This window comes from Serratia sp. CMO1, from assembly GCF_015689115.1.
GTDB classification, from domain to species: Bacteria; Pseudomonadota; Gammaproteobacteria; order Enterobacterales; family Enterobacteriaceae; genus Serratia; species Serratia marcescens.
Genome location: NZ_CP065032.1, coordinates 3709060 through 3730083, shown reverse-complemented (window position 1 = coordinate 3730083; position 21024 = coordinate 3709060). Strand labels below are relative to the sequence as shown.

Below are 21024 nucleotides of genomic sequence, written 5' to 3'. Positions count from 1 at the left end.
TTTGACACTTTTCCCGATCGCTTCTCTCGCGAGATCTACAATCAACGTAACTATTTTGATTAAGGTGATCCCCAATGAATTTCAAGTTGCGGCTAGGCGGCAAGGGCGTGCATCCCCAGGAGCTTACTCAAGTAAGTGACTGGGGTAAGCGCACGCAGACAACAACGCAGCGGCTTGAAAGGCGATGGGGATGATGACGTTACGCCAAATCCGCCACTTCATCGCCGTGGCGGAAACCGGGTCGATCTCCGCCGGCGCCCAGGCGGTGTTTGTCTCCCAGTCTTCGCTGACGCTGGCGATCCAGCAGCTGGAAACCGAGATCGGCGTGCGGCTGTTCGATCGCCACGCCAAGGGCATGACGCTGACCCATCAGGGGCACCAGTTTTTGCGCCAGTCGTATCTGATCCTGGCGACGGTGGACAACGCCAAGCGCAGCCTGCAGATCGGCACCGAAAGCCTGACCGGCAAGCTGACTATCGGCGTCACCAGCCTGGTGGCCGGTTACTTCCTGGTGGAACTGCTCACGCGCTTTAAATCGGCTTATCCCAATGTCACCGTGCAGGTGGTTGAAGACGAACGCCCGTACATCGAGCATCTGCTGGTCAGCGGCGAGATCGACATCGGCGTGCTGATCTTGTCGAACATCGAGGACCGCGACGCGCTGCAGACCGAGGTGCTGATGCACTCGCCGTATCGCCTGTGGCTGCCGCCGCTGCACCCGCTGCTAGAGCACGAGAGCATCAGCCTGGCGGACGTGGCCAAACAGCCGCTGATCCAGCTCAACGCCGATGAAATGGACGTGCACGCGCGGCGCATCTGGGCGCGCGCCGGGCTGAAGCCGGAGATCGCCATGAAGACCGCCTCGACCGAGGCGGTGCGCAGCCTGGTGGCGGCGGGGATGGGAGTCTCCATCCAGCCGGATATGGCGTACCGCGCCTGGTCGCTGGAGGGCAACATGATCGAGGCGCGCAAGCTGGACGATCTGCTGGAGCCGCTGGATATCGGGTTGGCATGGCGGCGCGGCAGCGCGCGGCCGGAGCTGGTGACGCCGTTCCTCACCATCGCGCGCGAGAACGGCAGCAAACATGCCGCCGGGCTTAAGCATTCGATTTAATCGAACGCGTCGTTCAGTATTTAGAATTTGTTGCCCGCCAGAGGCTCGCTTAGGCTGATTAAAACTAACTTATTCACATTTGGTTAACGTTTTTGTCACTTAGGGGCGTCAGGCGATGGCGGATGTGCAGGTTCTCTCAGGTTTGTCCTGTCAGCAGTTCATTAACGGTCAGCTTATCGACGGCGAAGGCCAGCAGGAGTGCATCGTCAATCCGGCCAACGGCGAGACGCTGATCGCCCTGACCGAAGCCTCTGCGGCACAGGTCGGCAGCGCGGTGAAAGCCGCGCAGCAGGCGTTTGGCCATTGGTCGCGCACTACGCCGGCCCAGCGCGCCACGCTGTTGCTGCGTATCGCCGACGCCATTGAGCGGCAGGCGCCGCAGCTGGCGCAGCTGGAGGCCCTCAACTGCGGCAAACCGCTGCATCAGGCGCTCAATGACGATCTGCCGGCGGCGGTCGACGTGTTCCGCTTCTTTGCCGGCGCGGTGCGCACGCAGCAAGGGCAACTGGCCGGTGAGTATGTGCCGGGCCACACCTCGATGATCCGCCGCGATCCCATTGGCGTGGTGGCCTCGATCGCCCCCTGGAACTATCCGCTGATGATGGCGGCGTGGAAGATCGCGCCGGCGTTGGCGGCGGGCAATACCGTGGTGTTTAAACCCTCCGAACATACGCCGCTGACCATTCTGGCGTTGGTGCCTGCGCTGCAAGAGATCCTGCCGCCGGGCGTGCTGAACATCGTCTATGGCGGCGGTGAAGGGGTCGGCAGCCAGCTGGTGGGGCACCCGCAGGTGCGGCTGGTGTCGGTCACCGGCGATATCGTCACCGGGCAAAAAATCCTCCAGGCGGCGGCTAAAAGCGTCAAGCGCACCCATCTGGAGCTGGGGGGCAAGGCGCCGGTGATCGTTTGCGACGACGCCGATCTCGACGAGGTGGTCAACGGCATTCGCACCTACGGCTATTACAACGCCGGCCAGGACTGCACCGCCGCCTGCCGCATCTACGCGCAGGCGGGCATCTATCCCAAACTGGTGGACGCGCTGGGCGAAGCGGTCGCCAGCCTGCGTTTCGCCCGCAAGCGCGATCAGGACAACGAGATCGGCCCCTTGATCAGCAGCCGCCAGCGCGATCGCGTCGCCAGCTTTGTCGAGCGGGCGCTCAGCCAACCGCATATCGAATTGATCACCGGTGCCGCGGCGCACTCCGGGCCGGGGTTCTACTACCAGCCGACCTTGCTGGCGGGTTGCCTGCAAAGCGACGAGATCGTGCAGCGCGAGGTGTTCGGCCCGGTGGTCAGCGTCACGCGCTTCGAACACCTGGAGCAGGCGGTCGCGTGGGCCAATGACTCGGAATACGGGCTGGCCTCGTCGGTGTGGACGCAAAATATCGATCGGGCGCTGCACATTGCCGCCCATCTGCAGTACGGCAGCACCTGGATCAACACTCATTTCACCTTGGCGAGCGAAATGCCGCACGGCGGCCTGAAACGCTCCGGCTACGGCAAGGATCTGTCCAGCGATTCGCTGCAGGATTACAGCGTTGTCAGGCACGTAATGGCGAAGTTCAAAGCCGGCTTCTAACGGTTATATCAAGAAAAATCAGGCGGCAGCCGTTCCCTGCCGCACACCGATAAGCAACCCAGGGGTAATTACGATGGGAAAAACTACCGCAGTCACCACCACCGTCTCCGCGCTCTGTCTCACCGTGCTGTGCGGCCTGGCCCAGGCGGCCGATCTGCCGCAGTCGTTGGGCAAAGGCGAAGGCCGGCTGGACATCATCGCCTGGCCCGGCTACATCGAACGCGGCCAGTCCGACAAAAACTACGACTGGGTCACCCAGTTTGAGAAGCAAACCGGCTGTGCGGTGAACGTGAAGACCGCCGCCACCTCCGATGAAATGGTCAGCCTGATGGCCAAGGGCGGCTACGATCTGGTGACCGCCTCCGGCGACGCCTCGCTGCGCCTGATCTTCGGCAAACGGGTGCAGCCGATCAACACCGCGCTGATCCCGAACTGGAAGAACATCGATCCGCGCCTGCTGAACGGCGCCTGGTACACCGTGGACGGCAAAACCTACGGCACGCCGTACCAGTGGGGGCCGAACCTGCTGATGTACAACACCAAAACCTTCCCGACGCCGCCGGACAGCTGGGCGGTGATCTTCCAGCAGCAGAACCTGCCGGACGGCAAGAGCAACCAGGGCCGGGTGCAGGCTTATGACGGCCCGATCTACATCGCCGACGCGGCGTTGTTCCTGAAGGCCACCCAGCCGCAGCTCGGCATCAGCGATCCTTATCAGCTCAACGAAGAGCAGTATCAGGCGGCGCTGAAGCTGCTGCGCAGCCAGCACGCGCTGATCCACCGCTACTGGCACGACACCTCGGTGCAGATGAGCGACTTTAAAAACGAAGGCGTGGTGGCCTCCAGCGCCTGGCCGTATCAGGCCAACGCCCTGAAGGGCGAGGGGCAGCCGATCGCCACTGTGTTCCCGAAAGAGGGCGTGACCGGCTGGGCGGATACCACCATGTTGCACAGCGACGCCAAACACCCGAGCTGCGCCTACCAGTGGATGAACTGGTCGCTGGAGCCGAAGGTGCAGGGTGATGTGGCGGCCTGGTTCGGGTCGGTGCCGGCTTCGCCGGCGGGCTGTAAGGCCAGCGCGCTGCTGGGTGAGAAGGGCTGCGAAACCAACGGCTTTAACCAGTTCGATAAAATCGCCTTCTGGAAAACGCCGCAGGCGCAGGGCGGCAAGTTTGTGCCATACAGCCGCTGGACCCAGGATTACATCGCCATCATGGGCGGCCGCTAAGCCGCGGGGCGCAGCCCGCTGCGCCCGAATTACATCAGAATGGAGCACAGAAAATGACCATTGCCGTGCAATTCATCGATGTTTCGCGGACTTTCGGCGATGTTCGCGCCGTGGATCGGGTATCCATCGACATTCAGGACGGGGAATTCTTCTCCATGCTCGGGCCGTCCGGCTCGGGCAAAACCACCTGCCTGCGCCTGATCGCCGGCTTTGAACAGCTCACTTCCGGCTCGATTCGCATCCACGGCCAGGAAGCCGCCAACCTGCCGCCGTACCAGCGCGACGTGAACACCGTGTTTCAGGATTACGCGCTGTTTCCGCACATGTCGGTGCTGGAAAACGTCGCCTACGGCCTGATGGTGAAGGGCGTCGCCAAACGCGAGCGGCTGGCGCGGGCGCAAGAGGCGCTGGAGAGCGTGGCGCTCGGTTTCGTCGCCGAACGCAAGCCGGCGCACCTGTCTGGCGGCCAGCGGCAGCGCGTGGCGCTGGCGCGCGCGCTGGTCAATCGGCCGCGGGTGCTGCTGCTGGACGAACCGCTCGGCGCGCTGGATCTCAAGCTGCGCGAGCAGATGCAGGGCGAGCTGAAGAAGCTGCAGCGCCAGTTGGGCATCACCTTTATCTTCGTCACCCACGATCAAAGCGAAGCGCTGTCGATGTCCGATCGGGTGGCTGTGTTCAATAACGGCCGCATCGAACAGGTGGATACGCCGCGCGAGCTTTACATGCGGCCGAAGACGCCGTTCGTCGCCGAGTTCGTCGGCACCTCCAACGTGGTGCGCAGCGAGCTGGCGCAGCGCCTGCTCGGCGAAAGCCGAACCTTCTCGATCCGGCCGGAACATATCCGCCTGCTGGAGCAAGGCGGCGCGGCGCAGGACGAGATCCAGGTGCAGGGCACGCTGCAGGAAATCCATTACCAGGGCGCGGCCACGCGCTATGAAATCGCGCTGAACGGCGGCGAAAAGCTGCTGGTCAGCCAGGCCAATCCGCAGTGGATCGCCGATGGGCAACAGCGGCAGATCGGCCAGCCGATCGTCGCCTGCTGGCCGCGCGCGGCGATGGTGCCGCTGCTGGAGGAGAGGTGAGATGGACATGAGCATCGATTCCCCCCCGGCGCGCGGCGGTACCGTGCGCGCGCTGTCGACCTGGCTCTATCGCCGGCCGACGCTGTATCTGCTGTTACTGCTGGTGCCGCCGCTGCTGTGGTTCGGCGCGGTGTACCTCGGTTCGCTGCTGACGCTGCTGTGGCAAGGGTTTTACACCTTCGACGATTTCACCATGGCGGTGACGCCGGATCTGACCTTCGCCAACCTGGCGGCGCTGTTCAACCCGGCCAACTACGACATCATCCTGCGCACGCTGACCATGGCGGTGCTGGTGTCGCTGGCCAGCGCGGCGCTGGCGTTCCCGATCGCCTATTACATGGCGCGTTACACCAGCGGCCGCGTCAAGGCGTTCTTTTACATCGCCGTGATGATGCCGATGTGGGCCAGCTATATCGTCAAAGCCTATGCCTGGACTTTGCTGCTGGCGAAAGATGGCGTGGCGCAGTGGTTCCTGCAGCACCTGGGGCTGGAGCCGCTGTTGGCGTCGCTGCTGACGGTGCCCGGCGTCGGTGGCAACACGCTGTCGACCTCGGGGCTGGGGCGTTTTCTGGTGTTCGTCTATATCTGGCTGCCGTTCATGATCCTGCCGATCCAGGCGGCGCTGGAGCGCCTGCCGCCCTCGCTGCTGCACGCTTCGGCGGATCTGGGCGCCCGGCCGGCGCAGACCTTCCGCCACGTCATTTTGCCGCTGGCGGTGCCGGGCATCGCCGCCGGATCGATCTTCACCTTCTCGCTGACGCTGGGCGACTTTATCGTGCCGCAGCTGGTGGGGCCGCCGGGCTATTTCATCGGCAGCATGGTGTACGCCCAGCAGGGCGCGATCGGCAATATGCCGATGGCCGCGGCCTTTACGTTGGTGCCGATCGTCCTGATCGCCATCTATCTTTCCATCGTCAAACGTCTGGGGGCTTTCGATGCACTCTGAACGCGCGCCCTTAGGGCTGAAGCTGGCCGCCTGGGGCGGACTTGTCTTCCTGCATTTCCCGTTGGCGATCATCGCCATCTACGCCTTCAACACCGAGGACGCGGCCTTCAGCTTCCCGCCGAAGGGCTTCACGCTGCACTGGTTCAATGTCGCCGCCGGGCGGCAGGACATTATCGATGCGGTGCTACTGTCGGCGCAGATAGCCTGCCTGGCGACCGCCATCGCGCTGGTGCTCGGCACCCTGGCGGCGGCGGCGCTGTATCGGCGCGATTTCTTCGGCAAAGACAGCATTTCGCTGTTGCTGCTGCTGCCGATCGCGCTGCCGGGGATCGTCACCGGCCTGGCGCTGCTGGCGGCGTTCAAGGCGCTGAACATCGAGCCGGGCATCCTGACCATCGTCGTCGGCCATGCGACGTTCTGCGTGGTGATCGTGTTCAACAACGTCATCGCCCGATTCCGCCGCACCTCATACAGCCTGATCGAGGCTTCGATGGATCTCGGCGCCGACGGCTGGCAAACCTTCCGTTACGTGATCTTGCCGAACCTCGGCTCGGCGCTGCTGGCCGGCGGCATGCTGGCGTTTGCGCTGTCGTTCGATGAAATCATCGTGACCACCTTTACCGCCGGCCACGAGCGCACGCTGCCGCTGTGGCTGCTGAACCAGCTTGGTCGCCCGCGCGACGTGCCGATCACCAACGTGGTGGCGCTGTCGGTGATGCTGTTGACCATGCTGCCGATCCTCGGCGCTTACTACCTGACCAAAGGTGGGGAAAGCGTCGCCGGCAGCGGCAAATAATTTCCTTACCCGACCTCTGACAAAAGGATAACCCTATGCAAAGCCAACTGTTGATTGACGGCCAACTGGTGAATGGCCAGGGCGCGACCCAGCCGGTGTATAACCCGGCGACCGGCGAAGTGATCGCGCAGGTGGCGGAGGCCAGCCCGGAGCAGGTCGATCGCGCGGTGCTGGCGGCGGACGCCGCGTTCGCCGCCTGGGGGCAAACCACGCCGAAGGAGCGCGCCGAGCATCTGCTCAAGCTGGCGGATCTGATCGACGAGCATGCCGAGACCTTCGCCAGGCTGGAGTCGCTCAACTGCGGCAAGCCTTATCACTGCGTATTGAATGACGAACTGCCGGCGGTGGCCGACGTGTTTCGCTTCTTCGCCGGGGCCAGCCGCTGCCTGACCGGCATGGCCGCCGGCGAGTATCTGGCCGGGCATACCTCGATGATCCGCCGCGATCCGCTCGGCGTGGTGGCCTCGATCGCGCCGTGGAACTACCCGCTGATGATGGCGGCCTGGAAGCTGGCGCCGGCGCTGGCGGCGGGCAACTGCGTGGTGATCAAGCCGTCGGAGCAGACGCCGCTGACCACCTTCAAACTGGCCGAACTGGCCGCCGGGCTGTTCCCGCCGGGCGTGCTCAACGTACTGTTCGGGCGCGGCGCCAGCGTGGGCGATCGGCTGACCGGGCATGACAAGGTGCGCATGGTGTCGCTGACCGGCTCGATCGCCACCGGCGAGCACATCATCGCCCACACCGCCGCCGGCATTAAGCGCACCCATATGGAGCTGGGCGGCAAGGCGCCGGTGCTGGTGTTTGACGATGCCGATCTGCAGCAGGTGGTGGACGGCATTCGCGGCTTCGGTTTCTACAACGCCGGGCAGGATTGCACCGCCGCCTGCCGCATCTACGCGCAGAAAAACATTTATCCCGAGCTGGTCAAGCGGCTGGGCGAGGCGGTGGCCAGCCTGAAGATCGGCGCGCCGGACGACGAGAGCACCGAGCTGGGGCCGTTGATTACCGCCCAGCATCTGGAGCGGGTGGCCGGTTTTGTCGAGCGAGCCAAAGCGTTGCCGCACGTGCAGGTGGTGACCGGCGGCGAGAAGCTGAAGGGGCCGGGCTACTATTTCCAGCCGACGCTGCTGGCCGGTGCGCGCCAGGACGATGAGATCGTGCAGCGCGAAGTGTTCGGCCCGGTGGTGACGGTGACGCCGTTCGACGACGAAGAGCAGGTGCTGGCCTGGGCGAACGAATCCAACTACGGCCTGGCGTCGTCCGTGTGGACCCGCGACGTGGGCCGCGCGCATCGCTTAAGCGCCCGCCTGCAATACGGCTGCACCTGGGTGAACACCCACTTCATGCTGGTGAGCGAAATGCCGCACGGCGGCCAGAAATTGTCCGGCTACGGCAAGGATATGTCGATGTACGGGCTGGAGGATTACACGGCCATTCGTCATGTCATGTTCAAACATTGATTTTACAGTAATTATCCGCACAATAGCGCGGCCTTCGAGCCGGCTCCGGCCGGCTGATGATAATAAAAATTGAAAGGAAGCCTATATGGGTATCACCAGACGCGATTTTCTCAACGGAGTGGCGATCACCATCGCCGCCGGGTTGACGCCGCTGCAAATCTTGCGCGCGTCGCCGCAAACCGCCAATCAAACCCTGTACTATCCGCCGGCGCTGACCGGGCTGCGGGGCAATCATCCGGGCTCGTTCGAGCATGCGCACCAGCTGGGGCGCGACGGCAAAACCTTTGATTTCGGCAGCGTGCCCGCCGTTGAAGAGTTCGATCTGGTGGTGGTGGGCGCCGGCATCAGCGGGCTGGCGGCCGCCTGTTTCTGGCAGCAGCTGAAAGGCGAGCAGCAGCGCATTCTTTTGATCGACAACCACGACGACTTCGGCGGCCACGCCAAGCGCAACGAGTTCAACAGCGACGACGGCATGCTGCTCGGCTACGGCGGCAGCGAATCGCTGCAGTCGCCGCGCTCCAACTTCAGCCCGGTGGCGATGGGGCTGCTGCGCAAGCTCGGCGTCGATATCGACCAACTGGAGCAGGCTTTCGACACCACCTTCTACCCGGATTTGAATTTGAGCCGCGGGGTTTACTTCGATCGCAAGAACTTCGGCGTCGACAAGGTGGTGAGCGGCGATCCGGGCCGCACGGTGGCGGACGACATTCCGCGCGATCGCCTCAACGGCCGCTCTTATGAAGCGTTCATCGGCGATTTCCCGCTGCCGGAAAGCGATCGCCAGGCGCTGATCGCGCTGCACACGGTGGAGAAAGACTATCTGCCGGAGATGACGCTGGAGCAGAAGGTCGACTGGCTCGACAGCCACAGCTACACCCAGTTCCTGCGCGAGAAGGTGGGCCTGAGCGAACTGGCGATCCGTTATTTCCAGCAGACCACCAACGATTTCCAGGCGGTGGGCATCGACGGCACGTCGTGCAGCGATGCGCGCATTTGCGATCTGCCGGGCCTGAACGGCATGAATCTGCCGCCGCTGGACGAAGAGTCGCAGGCAGATCTCGACGATCCTTACGTGTTCCACTTCCCGGACGGCAACGCCACGCTGGCGCGCCTGATGGTGCGCCAACTGATCCCGGCGGTGGCGCCGGCCGGCAAGGACATGAACGACGTGGTGCTGGCTAAATTCGACTACAGCCAGCTCGATCGGCCGGAATCGCCGGTGAAGCTGCGTTTGAACAGCACCGGGCTGCACGCGGCCAACGTCGGCGACAAGGTGGAAGTCACCTACATGACCGGCGAGAAGATGACCAAAGTGCGCGCCGGACAGGTGGTGATGGCCGGCTACAACATGATGATCCCGTATCTGGTGCCGGAGATGGCGCACGAGCAGCAGGAGGCGCTGAAGCAGAACGTCAAGGCGCCCCTGGTGTACAGCAAGGTGGTGATCCGCAACTGGCAGCCGTTCATCAAGCTGGGCGTGCACGAGGTCTATTCGCCGGCCGCGCCGTACAGCCGCGTGAAGCTGGATTATCCGGTGAGCATGGGCGGCTATCAGCACCCGCGCGATCCGGATCGGCCGATCGGCTTGCATATGGTGTATGTGCCGACGCTGCCGGGCAGCGGCCTCAGCACGCGCGAACAGTCGCGCAAAGGGCGCGCGCTGCTGCTGGGCACGCCGTTCGAAGTGCACGAACAGATGATCCGCCAACAGCTGCAGGGCATGCTGGGCGAGGCCGGTTTCGATCATCAGCGCGACATTCAGGCGATCACTGTCAACCGCTGGTCACACGGTTACTCCTACTTCCTTAACGGGCTGTTTGATGACGAAGACGAAGCCAAGAAAATCATCGAAACGGCGCGGCAGCCGATCGGCAAGATCGCTATCGCCAACTCCGATGCCGACTGGAGCCCGTACGCCAACTCGGCGATCGATCAGGCGTGGCGTGCGGTGAATGAACTGGCCTACGGCAAGATTGCCGCCAAGGAGGGAGCATGAATCTGCGCTCGCTGTACCTGTTGAGCCTGCTGGCCGCCGGCGGTTCTGCCCAGGCGATGTCGGCCGGGGAATACGTCGCCAAAGCCGGTGACTGCACCGCCTGCCATACCGCGCCGGGCGGCGCAGAATTGGCGGGTGGCATGAAGTTTCCGACGCCGCTCGGGGCTATCTACGCCACCAACATCACGCCGGACAAGCTGCACGGCATCGGCGCCTATTCGTTCGAAGAGTTCGATCGCGCCATGCGTCAGGGGGTGGCCAAAGACGGCCACCGGCTCTACCCGGCGATGCCGTACACCTCGTACGCCAAAATGAGCGCGGAAGACATGCGCGCGCTGTATGACTATCTGATGAATGAGGTGCCGGCGCAGAACGTCGCCAACCGGGACAGCGACATCAGCTGGCCGCTGTCGATGCGCTGGCCGCTGGCGGTGTGGAATCAGCTGTTCCACGACGACCAGCCGTATCAGGCGGATCCGCAGCAAAGCGCCGAGTGGAACCGCGGCGCTTATCTGGTGCAGGGCGCGGGCCACTGCGGCAGCTGCCATACGCCGCGCGGCTGGGCGATGCAGGAGAAGGGGCTGGACGGCAAGGAGCCGGTGTTCCTGAGCGGCGCCGAGCTGGACGGCTGGTACGCCTCCAATCTGCGCGGGCTGCCGCCGGAAGAGGTGACGGCGCTGCTGAAGACCGGCCGCAGCCGCCATGCGGCGGTCGCCGGGCCGATGAGCGATGTGGTGACCCACAGCACGCAGTACCTCAGCGACGGCGATCTGAACGCCATCGCGGTGTACCTGCGCAGCCTGGCGCCGGACACCGCCGCCAAAGCCGCTGCGCCTGTCGTGCAGGCGGATAATTCGGGCGGCAAGGCGACCTATGCGATGTACTGCTCGACCTGCCACGGCAATAAAGGTGAAGGCACCGACTTCGCCATTCCGGCGCTGGCGGGCAACGCCACGGTAACGGCGGACAATCCGCTGACCGCGCTGCGGGTGGTGCTGGAAGGGGCGCATACGCCGATCACGCAACGGGCGATGGCGTTCGACATGCCGGCTTACGGCTGGGCGTTGAACGATCGTCAAGCGGCGGATCTGATGAGCTATCTGCGGGGAAGCTGGGGCAACCAGGCGGCGCCGGTGACGGTACAGCAGGTCCAGGACGCGCGCCAACTGCAGGCGAAATGAAGAGGGAGCGCGGTCTGACGGCCGCGCTCCGCACGCATTACAGCACTTTATGCGGGCCGAAGCATTCGTAGTGGATGCGCTCGGCCTCTACCCCCATCTCCAGCAGCTGTTTGCCCACGAACTGCATGAAGGCCACCGGGCCGCAGAAGTAATAGTGCATCTGCGGATCGGCCAGGCTGCCTTGCAGCGCGCTCAAATCCATCAATCCGCGGCTGTGGTAGTCGCGGCCTTCCACGTCATCGGCACCCGGCTCGCGGTACCACACATGGCGACTCAGATTCGGCATGCGCCCGGCAATATCCGCCACTTCATCGGCAAAGGCGTGCACGCTGCCGTTTTCCGCCGCGTGCAGCCAGTGGACCTGCGCCTGATGTTGGCTGTCGTGCAGGGTGTTGAGCATGCCGAGCATTGGGGTTTGGCCAACGCCGGCGGAGATCAGCGCCACCGGCGTGGTCGGCGCCACGTCGAGGAAGAAGTCGCCGTGCGGCGGGGCGATATAGATCACGTCGCCTTCCTGCGCCTGCCGGTGCAGGTAGTTGGACACTTTACCCTGATCTTCACGCTTCACCGCGATGCGGTAGAACTCGCCGTTTGGCGAGGTGGTCAGCGAGTACTGGCGAATTTCCTGATGCTCCAGGCTGTCGTGCTTGATGTAGACCGCCAGGTATTGCCCCGGTTTGAAGTCCGCCACCCGGCCGCCGTCCACCGGCGCCAGCACGAAGCTGCAGATCACGCCGCTCTGCGGCTGTTTCTTCAGGATGCGGAACGCGCGCAGATCGCGCCAGCCGCCGTTGTCGGTTTCGCTCTGCTGATAAATCTGCTCTTCACGCTGAATAAACACGTTGGCCAGTACGCCGTAGGCTTTGCCCCAGGCGTCCAACACTTCCTGACCCGGGCTGAACATTTCGTCCAGCGTCGCCAGCAGGTGCCCGCCGACGATTTGGTACTGCTCCGGCTGGATATTGAAGCTGGTGTGCTTCTGCGCGATGCGCTCCACCGCCGGCAGCAGCGCCGCCAGGTTCTCGATGTTGGCGGCATAGGCGCAGATGGCGTCGAACAGCGCCTGACGCTGATCGCCGTTGCGCTGATTGCTCATATTGAAAATGTCTTTCAATTCCGGGTTGTGGGCGAACATGCGATCGTAAAAGTGGGCGGTCAGCTTCGGCCCGGTTGCTGCCAGCAGGGGGATGGTGGATTTCACGGTGGCGATGGTTTGGCTATCCAGCATGGGAGCGCTCCTTGGGTTGGGATCTTGACGACAATTGTAATGATGTATTTTAAATGCATCTTATTGGGTTCCAAGCCGCTTGTAAATACCCTTGTTTTCGTTGCGGTGTTCTTCGGGCGTCGATCGCGCTCACAGAACATGAAAAAAGCGCATTGTTCGCATGAGGAAATGTCCGTTGATAAACGGGAGCGTTTCGCGGATCAAAGCCTTGCGCCGCCTTAAGCCAATCGTTTGCGTAAAAACCTCTGTCAAGACCTATCTTCGGTAGGGCGAAACGGTTTACACTGTGACCCAGAACCCAAACGGGTAGTTATTTGGTGATTTTTTAGTTAGCTGATTTAAGTCAGGAGATGCCGGATGTTAAAGCGTGAAATGAACATTGCCGATTACGATGCGGAACTGTGGCGTGCCATGGAGCAGGAAGTGGTGCGTCAGGAAGAGCACATCGAGCTGATCGCGTCTGAGAACTACACCAGCCCGCGCGTAATGCAGGCTCAGGGTTCCCAGCTGACCAACAAATACGCTGAAGGCTATCCGGGCAAGCGTTACTACGGCGGCTGCGAATACGTGGATATCGTTGAGCAGTTGGCTATCGACCGCGCCAAAGAGTTGTTCGGCGCCGATTACGCCAACGTGCAGCCGCACTCCGGCTCCCAGGCTAACTTCGCCGTTTACACCGCGCTGCTGCAGCCGGGCGACACCATTCTGGGCATGAACCTGGCGCACGGCGGCCACCTGACCCACGGTTCCCCGGTTAACCTGTCCGGCAAACTGTATAACGTGGTGCCTTACGGCATCGACGACAAAGGTCAAATCGACTATGACGATCTGGCCAAACAGGCGCAAACCCACAAGCCGAAAATGATCATCGGCGGCTTCTCCGCCTACTCTGGCGTGGTTGACTGGGCCAAAATGCGCGAAATCGCCGACAGCATCGGCGCTTACCTGTTCGTCGACATGGCGCACGTGGCCGGCCTGATCGCCGCCGGCGTGTACCCGAACCCGGTGCCGCACGCGCACATCGTCACCACCACCACCCACAAAACCCTGGCGGGCCCGCGCGGCGGCCTGATCCTGGCGAAGGGCGGCGACGAAGAGCTGTACAAGAAGCTGAACTCCGCCGTGTTCCCTGGCGGCCAGGGCGGCCCGCTGATGCACGTGATCGCCGGCAAGGCGGTGGCGCTGAAAGAAGCGATGGAGCCTGAGTTCAAGGTTTACCAGCAGCAAGTGGCGGTCAACGCCAAGGCGATGGTGGAAGTGTTCCTGCAGCGCGGCTACAAAGTGGTCTCCGGCGGCACCCATAACCACCTGTTCCTGCTGGATCTGGTCGACAAAAACCTGACCGGTAAAGAAGCTGACGCCGCCCTGGGCCGCGCCAACATCACCGTCAACAAAAACAGCGTGCCGAACGATCCGAAGAGCCCGTTCGTTACCTCCGGCGTGCGTATCGGCACCCCGGCCGTCACCCGTCGCGGCTTCAAAGAAGCCGACGTGCGCGAACTGGCCGGTTGGATCTGTGATGTGCTGGACAACATCAACGATGAAGCCACCATCGAACGCACCAAGAAGAAAGTGCTGGATATCTGCGCCCGCCTGCCGGTTTACGCCTAATCCCGCTTTCGCCTGACAAAACCCGCTGCGGCGGGTTTTTTTATGGCCGCTTGCGGCAAACTGTGAGCTGCCTGGCACTCTAACGCATTGAAGTGGAATGAGGATTGCGGGCCGGTGTGAGCTCTGTCAAAGTATTGCCCTCACACCGGAGGGATCATGGTTCTGCAATCCACGCGTTGGCTCGCGCTCAGTTATTTCACCTACTTTTTTTCCTACGGCATTTTCTTACCGTTCTGGGGCGTGTGGCTGAAAGGCGAGGGCATCGCGCCCGAAACCATCGGCATATTGCTCGGCGCCGGTTTGGTGGCCCGCTTCCTCGGCAGTTTACTGATTGCTCCCCGCGTTAAAGATCCCTCTCATCTGGTCGCCGCCCTGCGCCTGCTGGCGCTGCTGACCCTGGCTTTCGCGGTTGGCTTCTGTTTCGGCAACGGTTGGGGCTGGCTGATGCTGGTGATAGCGGGGTTCAACCTGTTCTTCTCGCCGCTGGTGCCGCTGACCGACGCGCTGGCCGCCACCTGGCAAAAGCAGATCCGTATGGACTACGGCCGGGTGCGGCTGTGGGGCTCGCTGGCGTTCGTCATCGGCTCGGCGCTGACCGGGCAACTGGTGGCGGTGTGGGGCCATAACGCCATTCTCTACAGCCTGATCCTCAGCGTGCTGGCGATGCTGCTGGGCATGCTGCTGAAGCCGAGCGTGATGCCGCAGGGCGAAGCGCGCACGCACGGCGGGGCCGAGCGTTCACTGTGGGCGCTGCTGAAAGAGGGGCCGGTGTGGCGCTTCCTGCTGTGCGTCACGCTGCTGCAGGGCGCGCACGCCGGCTACTACAGCTTCGGCTCCATTTACTGGCAGGAGGCGGGCTATTCGGCCTCGACCATCGGTTATCTGTGGTCGCTGGGCGTGGTGGCGGAAGTGATTATTTTCGCCAGCAGCAACGTGCTGTTCCGCCGCTGGAATGCGCGCAACCTGCTGCTGCTTTCCGCCTGTTGCGGCGTGTTGCGCTGGAGCCTGATGGCCTACAGCACCGAGCTGGGTTGGCTGCTGCTGATCCAAATCCTGCACTGCGGCACCTTCACCGTCTGCCATCTGGCGGCGATGCGCTTTATCGCCGCGCGCCAGGGGCAAGAGGTGATCCAACTGCAGGCGGTGTATTCGGCGCTGGCGATGGGCGGCGGCATCGCCGTCATGACGGTCATTGCCGGGTTCCTGTTCGAACATTGGCAGGGCGGGGTGTTCTGGGTGATGGCGGCGGTCGCGGTGCCGGCCTTGTTCATCCGGCCGCCGGCGGTCAGCGTCAGCCGGTGATTAAGGGGCTTCCAGCAGCGCGCGGATGGCCTGGCGCTGGCGGTTTTCCAGCGGCAGTTCGGTATAGATCAGCGGCGGGTGCGGCTCGTTGTGCACCGCCGCGTAGGGGGTGATCACCAGCGTGACGCCCTGCGGCGCTCCGCCGCACAGATAGTCGCTCAGCGGCAGATATTTGATGTTCAGCGGCAGCAGCGTGAGCTCGCGGATCTGATATTCCACCTCCTCTTCCAGCTGCGGGTTGTCCAGCGTCAGCAACAGCACCTGTTTTTCCTGCAGCGCGTTGTCCTGCATCAGCCAGGCGCCGAAGCTGATGGCCACCAGGCCCGCCTCCTCGCTGGAAAAATGCACGCCGTACTCCTGTTCCAGCGGTTTCAGCGCTTCCTGCGTGGTGCGCATCAGCCGCGGGTATTTGCGCACCACGTCTTCCAGCAGCATATTGTCGATGCCGATGGCGAAACGGCAGCGCTCCAGCGCCGGCGCCAGGTGGGCGAACAGCTGGCTGACCAGCTCCGCCTTGTTGCTGAAGGCCATGTCGGAAAGCTGCTGGAAACGCTCGACCATGCTGTCGATCGCCGTCATCAACCGCTGCTCTTGCGCCGAGTCATTGCTGTGGTAGCTGTGATTTTTCAACAGGGTGAAGGTCAGCGCCAAAAAATCGCGCTCGTCTGCCTGCGGCGGCTGGTTAAACAGCCGGTTGCAGGCCTGATGCAGCCAGGCGGCGGCTTGCTGCTCCGGCTTTTGCCGCAGCCAGTCGCGTTGAACGGCGTCGAAACGCGGATGCTGCTGCAGGCGATTTTGCCAGGCGCAGTAGAGCAGGTAATGCTGCAGAAATTGGCGGTCGCGCGCGTCGAAGTGGCGGTTAAGCAGCGGCCCGCAGGCGTCGATCGCCTCCGCCAGCGCAGACGTCGGGACGGCATCGGCCGCCAGCGCCAGCCGCAGGCGCGGGGCGAAGTCGCTTTCGACAAACAGCGGGCTGCAGCGCAGCGCCCGCCGCAGCCAATGGATCAGGCACAGGCGTTGGTCAAGCGCGCTGCCCCGCAGTTGGTAGCCATGGTCGGGATCGACGGCGATCTCCAGGTGATGGAAACGCTGGATTTCACTGGCTACCTCGGCTATATCTTGCCGGGTTATCGGGGGGGCGACGCCGTTGATTCGGCTTAGGGTCTCCAGCTGTAACTCGGGCTCCGGCGTGTACAGCATCAGCAGCAGATGGCAGCGCCGTTGTTGTCCGGAGAGCGCGGGCACGGGAGAGGTGTCCAGGCTCATTATCACCTTCCGGCATAAAAGGTTGCGATTATGCCTAAGCATAGCAAAAGGCTTTGCAACGTCAGGATGACAGCGCGGCTTTTACTTCGGCTTACAACTTTCGTCACAAATATCGCCGGGAGAGGCGGGCCGTTCGGCAGTTATTTGTGTTACGTTATAACAAATGCAGGTAAGACAGGATAATGATGAAGTTACGTCGTCTTTTGGCTGCTTTCGGCGCCGTGTTCAGCGCGGGTGCGATCGCGCATCCACACAGCTTTATCGACATGAACACCACCTTTGTCGCCAAGGACCAGCGGCTGGTCGGCCTGAAAATGGTGTGGGTGATGGATGAAATCACCTCGGCGGATCTGCTCTACGATGCGAAAAACGCCAAGAGCGATTCGGAAGTATGGAAAAAGCTGGCGGCGGAAGTGATGGCCAATGTGCTGGGGCAGCACTATTTCACCGATCTTTACCGCGACGGCAAGCCGGTGAAATACCTGAACTTGCCCAGCGAATATCACCTGTCGCGCCAGGGCAACCAGGCGGTGCTGGAGTTCGTGCTGCCGTTGGCCGAACCGCAGCCGCTGGCGGGCAAGCCGTTCGAACTTTCTACTTACGATCCGACTTATTTCGTGGATATGACCTATAAAGATCAAAATGCGCTGCATTTGCCGCCGGAGATGGCGCAGCAGTGCAGCTACAAGCTGATGACGCCGCAGCCGAATGCGTCGCTGCAGGCCTATGCGCTGTCGCTCGACAAGAACGACTCGCCCGGTGAAGACCTGGCGCTGGGGCAGCAGTTCGCCCAGCGGGTGACGCTGCAATGTCGCTGAATCTCTCGCAACCGACGACGAGCCGGCGCCACTGGGCCTTCGGCCTGTGGCCGCTGCTGCCGTTTACGCTGGCGCTGGCGGCCGCCGCGCTGCTGGCGTGGTACTATTGGCCGCAGCTGCTGATGCAGAGCGTGGTATGGCAAAAAGCGCTGCACCAGCAGATGGCGGGGCTATTGCAGCAGGTGAAGGCCGCGCCGCAGCAGGCCGGGCTGGCGCTGATGCTGTTCAGCCTCGGCTATGGCGTCTTGCATGCGCTCGGCCCCGGCCACGGCAAAGTGGTGATCGCCACCTATCTGGCCACCCATCCGGCGCGGCTGAAAAGCAGCCTGAAGCTGACCTTCGCCGCTTCGCTGGTGCAGGGCGGGGTGGCGATCGCGCTGGTCACGTTGATGCTGGTGGTGTTACAGCTCTCTTCGCGCCAGCTGCATCAAAGCAGTTTCTGGCTGGAGAAGGGCAGCTTTATCCTGGTGATGCTGCTTGGCGTGCTGCTGAGTTGGCGCGCGCTGAAACGCCTGTTTGCGGCGATCAAGGCGATGCGCCCGGCGCCGGCGCTGCGCATCAACAGCCTGACGCCGCTGGCGGCGGATCATGTGCACAGCGCCAATTGCGGCTGCGGCCACCGGCATCTGCCGAGCGACAGCGAGCTGCAGGCGGGAAGCGATTGGCGCACTCAGGCCGCCATCGTGCTGGCGATGGGCATGCGTCCCTGTTCGGGAGCGATTTTGGTGTTGCTGTTTTCCAAGGTGATCGGCGTGTTCGGCTGGGGAGTGATCTCCGCGCTGGCGATGGCGTTCGGCACCTCGTTGACCATCTCCATGCTGGCGCTGCTGGTGCATTACAGCCGCCGGCTGGCGGTGCGCCTCAGTCGTTCGCGCCCGCCCGCCGCCTGGAGCGCGGTGGCCTGGGGGGCGCTGGCGCTGGCCGGCGGTCTGATCCTGTTGGCCGCCGGGCTGTTGCTCTACGTCAGCGCGCAGCCGGAATTCGGCGGCGGCATCCGCCCCTTCTCCCGCTAACGGGCATAAAAAAAGCGCTGCATCGGCAGCGCTTTTTTTCGATTCGCTTCTGGCGATTAACGCTTCAGCGCTTCGCTCAGTTCTTCACGCATGGTGGCCAGCATGGCTTTCACCACGCGCGGGTTGCCTGCGACCACGTTGCCGGAGCTGAAGTGATTGTGGCCGCCGACGAAGTCGGTGACCAGGCCGCCGGCTTCACGCACCAGCAGTTCGCCTGCGGCGAAGTCCCACGGCTTCAGGCCGATTTCGAAGAAACCGTCCACGCGGCCGGCGGCGACATAGGCCAGATCCAGCGCAGCGGAACCGGTGCGGCGGAAGTCCGCGCACTGGGTGAACAGCTTGCCGACGATATTGATGTAAGGCGTGGCGTGCTGTTTGACTTTAAACGGGAAGCCGGTCGCCAGGATGGTGCCATCCAGATCTTTGGCGTTGGTGCCGCGCAGACGGTAACCGTTGAGCTGTGCGCCCTGGCCGCGCGTGGCGGTGAACAGTTCGTTGCGCATCGGATCGTAAACCACGGCCACTTCGGTACGGCCTTTGATGCGTACGGCGATGGAAACGGAGAAATGAGGGAAACGTTTGATGAAGTTTGCAGTGCCATCCAGTGGATCGATCACCCATTGCACATCGCGATCTTCGCCGATCAGCTCACCGCGTTCTTCGCTCACGATACTGTGTTGCGGATAAGACTTGCGGATGACGTCGATGATCAGATGCTCTGCATCGCGATCGACGTTGGTGACGAAGTCATTGGTCCCTTTCTGGCTCGCTTCTACAGCGTCCGGGGTTTCGTAGTTTTTGGCAATCAGGTTACCGGCCTTGCGCGCAGCGCGCACGGCGATAGTCAGCATCGGATGCATGGGTATCTTCCAACTAGGATGTTAAAGAACAGGAAACGGCGCGAAGTATAGCAGCTGTTCGGCAAATTGCCTACGGCTGTGTTAAGATGCTGCGATTTTCCGCCACGCTCAGAGTTTGTATGCTGCACAATATCCGCATTGTTCTGGTAGAGACTTCACATACCGGCAACATGGGCTCGACCGCCAGAGCCATGAAAACCATGGGTTTAACCAACCTTTATCTGGTTAATCCGCTGATCAAACCCGATTCTCAGGCCATCGCCCTGGCCGCCGGCGCCAGCGACGTGATCGGCAACGCCACTATCGTCGATACCCTCGATGACGCCATCGCCGGCTGCAGCCTGGTGGTGGGCACCAGCGCACGTTCTCGCACCTTGCCGTGGCCGATGCTGGAGCCGCGCGAATGCGGCGTGCGCGCGGTGCACGAGGGCGAGCATGCGCCGGTGGCGCTGGTGTTCGGCCGCGAACGCGTCGGGCTGACCAATGATGAATTGCAAAAGTGCCACTACCACGTCGCCATTCCGGCCAACCCGGACTACAGCTCGCTGAACCTGGCGATGGCGGTGCAGATCCTGGCGTACGAAGTGCGCGTGGCTTACCTCGATCGCCAACAGGCGGGCGCGCCGCAGTTGGAAGAGACGCCGTATCCGCTGGTGGACGACCTCGAGCGTTTCTATCAGCATCTGGAGCAGACGCTGCAGCGCACCGGTTTCATTCGCCCGTCGCATCCGGGCCAGGTGATGAACCGCCTGCGTCGGCTGTTCACCCGCGCGCGCCCGGAAGGGCAGGAGCTGAATATCCTGCGCGGCATGCTGACGTCGATCGAGAAACAGGATAAACATCAAGGTAATTAATTGATGGGGCATAACGGTGGGTGACAATAGTATTAGTTATCCAAAGGTTATAACATGTATTTTATATACCTTTGTTCTTGCTAAGTTCAAAACGTGCTAATACTTGAGTTAATTACTGGGTTAAATAGTTGACTGTTTTACTCAGGAATGTCAGACTTTCGGCCATATTTGACCAACAGGTAACCATTGAGCTATGAGACTGACATCCAAAGGCCGTTATGCCGTAACCGCTATGCTCGACGTAGCGCTGCATTCCCAGGAAGGGCCGGTGCCACTGGCGGACATTTCCGAACGCCAGGGTATTTCGCTCTCTTATCTGGAACAATTATTCTCCCGTCTGCGCAAGAATGGCCTGGTGGCCAGCGTGCGTGGCCCGGGCGGTGGTTATCTGCTGGGTAAAGACGCGGGTGAGATCGCCGTTGGCGCTGTCATCACTGCCGTCGATGAATCGGTAGATGCAACCCGTTGCCAGGGCAAAGAAGGCTGTCAGGGCGGCGATCGCTGCTTGACCCACGCCCTGTGGCGCGATCTGAGCGAGCGCATCAGCGGGTTCCTGAACAACATTACGCTGGCAGAACTGGTCAACAACCAGGAAGTGCTGGTGGTGGCGGATCGTCAAAACAACGATACGCGCCGCACGGCCAACGGCCGTCCGCAAGAAACTATCAACGTTAATCTGCGCGCATAAGC

At 62.4% G+C, this 21024-nt stretch carries 18 protein-coding genes; 15 read left to right on the top strand and 3 right to left on the bottom strand.

The features are described from left to right. Positions 1-190 precede the first annotated feature (190 nt). The 9 genes from IT763_RS17800 (at position 191) to IT763_RS17760 (ending at position 11382) form a co-directional block, all read left to right on the top strand. On the top strand, positions 191-1114 hold the full coding sequence (locus tag IT763_RS17800) for a LysR substrate-binding domain-containing protein (RefSeq protein ID WP_015378793.1): 924 nt from the start codon (positions 191-193) through the stop codon (positions 1112-1114). 115 nt (positions 1115-1229) lie between these two features. Next, complete coding sequence (locus IT763_RS17795) at positions 1230-2693, top strand: gamma-aminobutyraldehyde dehydrogenase (protein ID WP_048795790.1); 1464 nt, start codon at positions 1230-1232, stop codon at positions 2691-2693. 73 nt (positions 2694-2766) lie between these two features. Further along, positions 2767-3921: a putative ABC transporter substrate-binding protein YdcS gene (gene ydcS, locus IT763_RS17790; RefSeq protein WP_033639608.1), complete on the top strand. Its 1155-nt coding sequence runs from the start codon at positions 2767-2769 to the stop codon at positions 3919-3921. 53 nt (positions 3922-3974) lie between these two features. Further along, the gene (locus tag IT763_RS17785; protein ID WP_016929776.1) at positions 3975-5003 is read left to right on the top strand and encodes an ABC transporter ATP-binding protein; all 1029 of its coding nucleotides are present in this window, start codon (positions 3975-3977) and stop codon (positions 5001-5003) included. A gap of 1 nt (position 5004) precedes the next feature. Then, complete coding sequence (locus tag IT763_RS17780) at positions 5005-5949, top strand: ABC transporter permease (RefSeq protein ID WP_016929775.1); 945 nt, start codon at positions 5005-5007, stop codon at positions 5947-5949. Next, positions 5939-6745, top strand: a complete 807-nt coding sequence (locus tag IT763_RS17775; RefSeq protein WP_016929774.1) for an ABC transporter permease — start codon at positions 5939-5941, stop codon at positions 6743-6745. The genes IT763_RS17780 and IT763_RS17775 overlap by 11 nt, the downstream gene beginning before the upstream one ends. 35 nt (positions 6746-6780) lie before the next feature. Then, positions 6781-8205 carry an aminobutyraldehyde dehydrogenase gene (gene patD, locus IT763_RS17770; protein WP_016929773.1) on the top strand — a complete coding sequence of 475 codons (1425 nt, stop codon included), beginning with the start codon at positions 6781-6783 and terminating at the stop codon, positions 8203-8205. 85 nt (positions 8206-8290) lie between these two features. After that, positions 8291-10201 carry an FAD/NAD(P)-binding protein gene (locus IT763_RS17765; protein WP_079450442.1) on the top strand — a complete coding sequence of 637 codons (1911 nt, stop codon included), beginning with the start codon at positions 8291-8293 and terminating at the stop codon, positions 10199-10201. After that, complete coding sequence (locus IT763_RS17760) at positions 10198-11382, top strand: cytochrome c (RefSeq protein ID WP_049299984.1); 1185 nt, start codon at positions 10198-10200, stop codon at positions 11380-11382. Before IT763_RS17765 ends, IT763_RS17760 begins: the two co-directional genes overlap by 4 nt. A 37-nt stretch (positions 11383-11419) precedes the next feature. On the opposite strand, the gene hmpA is transcribed toward IT763_RS17760, so the two are convergent. Then, positions 11420-12610 carry an NO-inducible flavohemoprotein gene (hmpA, locus tag IT763_RS17755; RefSeq protein WP_164053207.1) on the bottom strand — a complete coding sequence of 397 codons (1191 nt, stop codon included), beginning with the start codon at positions 12608-12610 and terminating at the stop codon, positions 11420-11422. A gap of 357 nt (positions 12611-12967) precedes the next feature. Here hmpA and glyA point away from each other — a divergent pair, with 357 nt between their 5' ends. Continuing rightward, the gene (glyA, locus tag IT763_RS17750; RefSeq protein WP_004941389.1) at positions 12968-14221 is read left to right on the top strand and encodes a serine hydroxymethyltransferase; all 1254 of its coding nucleotides are present in this window, start codon (positions 12968-12970) and stop codon (positions 14219-14221) included. 156 nt (positions 14222-14377) lie between these two features. Continuing rightward, a complete protein-coding gene (locus tag IT763_RS17745) occupies positions 14378-15523 on the top strand; it encodes a 3-phenylpropionate MFS transporter (RefSeq protein WP_016929769.1) in 1146 nt (381 codons plus the stop codon). Here the strand turns inward: IT763_RS17745 and csiE are convergent, their stop codons facing one another. Continuing rightward, complete coding sequence (csiE, locus tag IT763_RS17740) at positions 15524-16789, bottom strand: stationary phase inducible protein CsiE (RefSeq protein WP_164053209.1); 1266 nt, start codon at positions 16787-16789, stop codon at positions 15524-15526. A gap of 182 nt (positions 16790-16971) precedes the next feature. Between csiE and IT763_RS17735 the strand changes: the two genes are divergently transcribed. After that, positions 16972-17607, top strand: coding sequence for a DUF1007 family protein (locus IT763_RS17735; protein WP_028127507.1), 636 nt, complete (start codon positions 16972-16974; stop codon positions 17605-17607). Then, complete coding sequence (locus tag IT763_RS17730; RefSeq protein ID WP_206194892.1) at positions 17598-18620, top strand: nickel/cobalt transporter; 1023 nt, start codon at positions 17598-17600, stop codon at positions 18618-18620. Before IT763_RS17735 ends, IT763_RS17730 begins: the two co-directional genes overlap by 10 nt. Positions 18621-18676: 56 nt before the next feature. On the opposite strand, the gene suhB is transcribed toward IT763_RS17730, so the two are convergent. Further along, entirely contained in the window at positions 18677-19480 is an 804-nt protein-coding gene (gene suhB / locus IT763_RS17725) for an inositol-1-monophosphatase (RefSeq protein ID WP_004941400.1), read from the bottom strand. 119 nt (positions 19481-19599) lie between these two features. Here suhB and trmJ point away from each other — a divergent pair, with 119 nt between their 5' ends. Then, positions 19600-20334: a tRNA (cytosine(32)/uridine(32)-2'-O)-methyltransferase TrmJ gene (gene trmJ / locus IT763_RS17720; RefSeq protein ID WP_015378781.1), complete on the top strand. Its 735-nt coding sequence runs from the start codon at positions 19600-19602 to the stop codon at positions 20332-20334. A 193-nt stretch (positions 20335-20527) separates the two neighbouring features. Then, positions 20528-21022, top strand: a complete 495-nt coding sequence (iscR, locus tag IT763_RS17715; protein WP_004941404.1) for a Fe-S cluster assembly transcriptional regulator IscR — start codon at positions 20528-20530, stop codon at positions 21020-21022. Positions 21023-21024 lie beyond the last annotated feature (2 nt).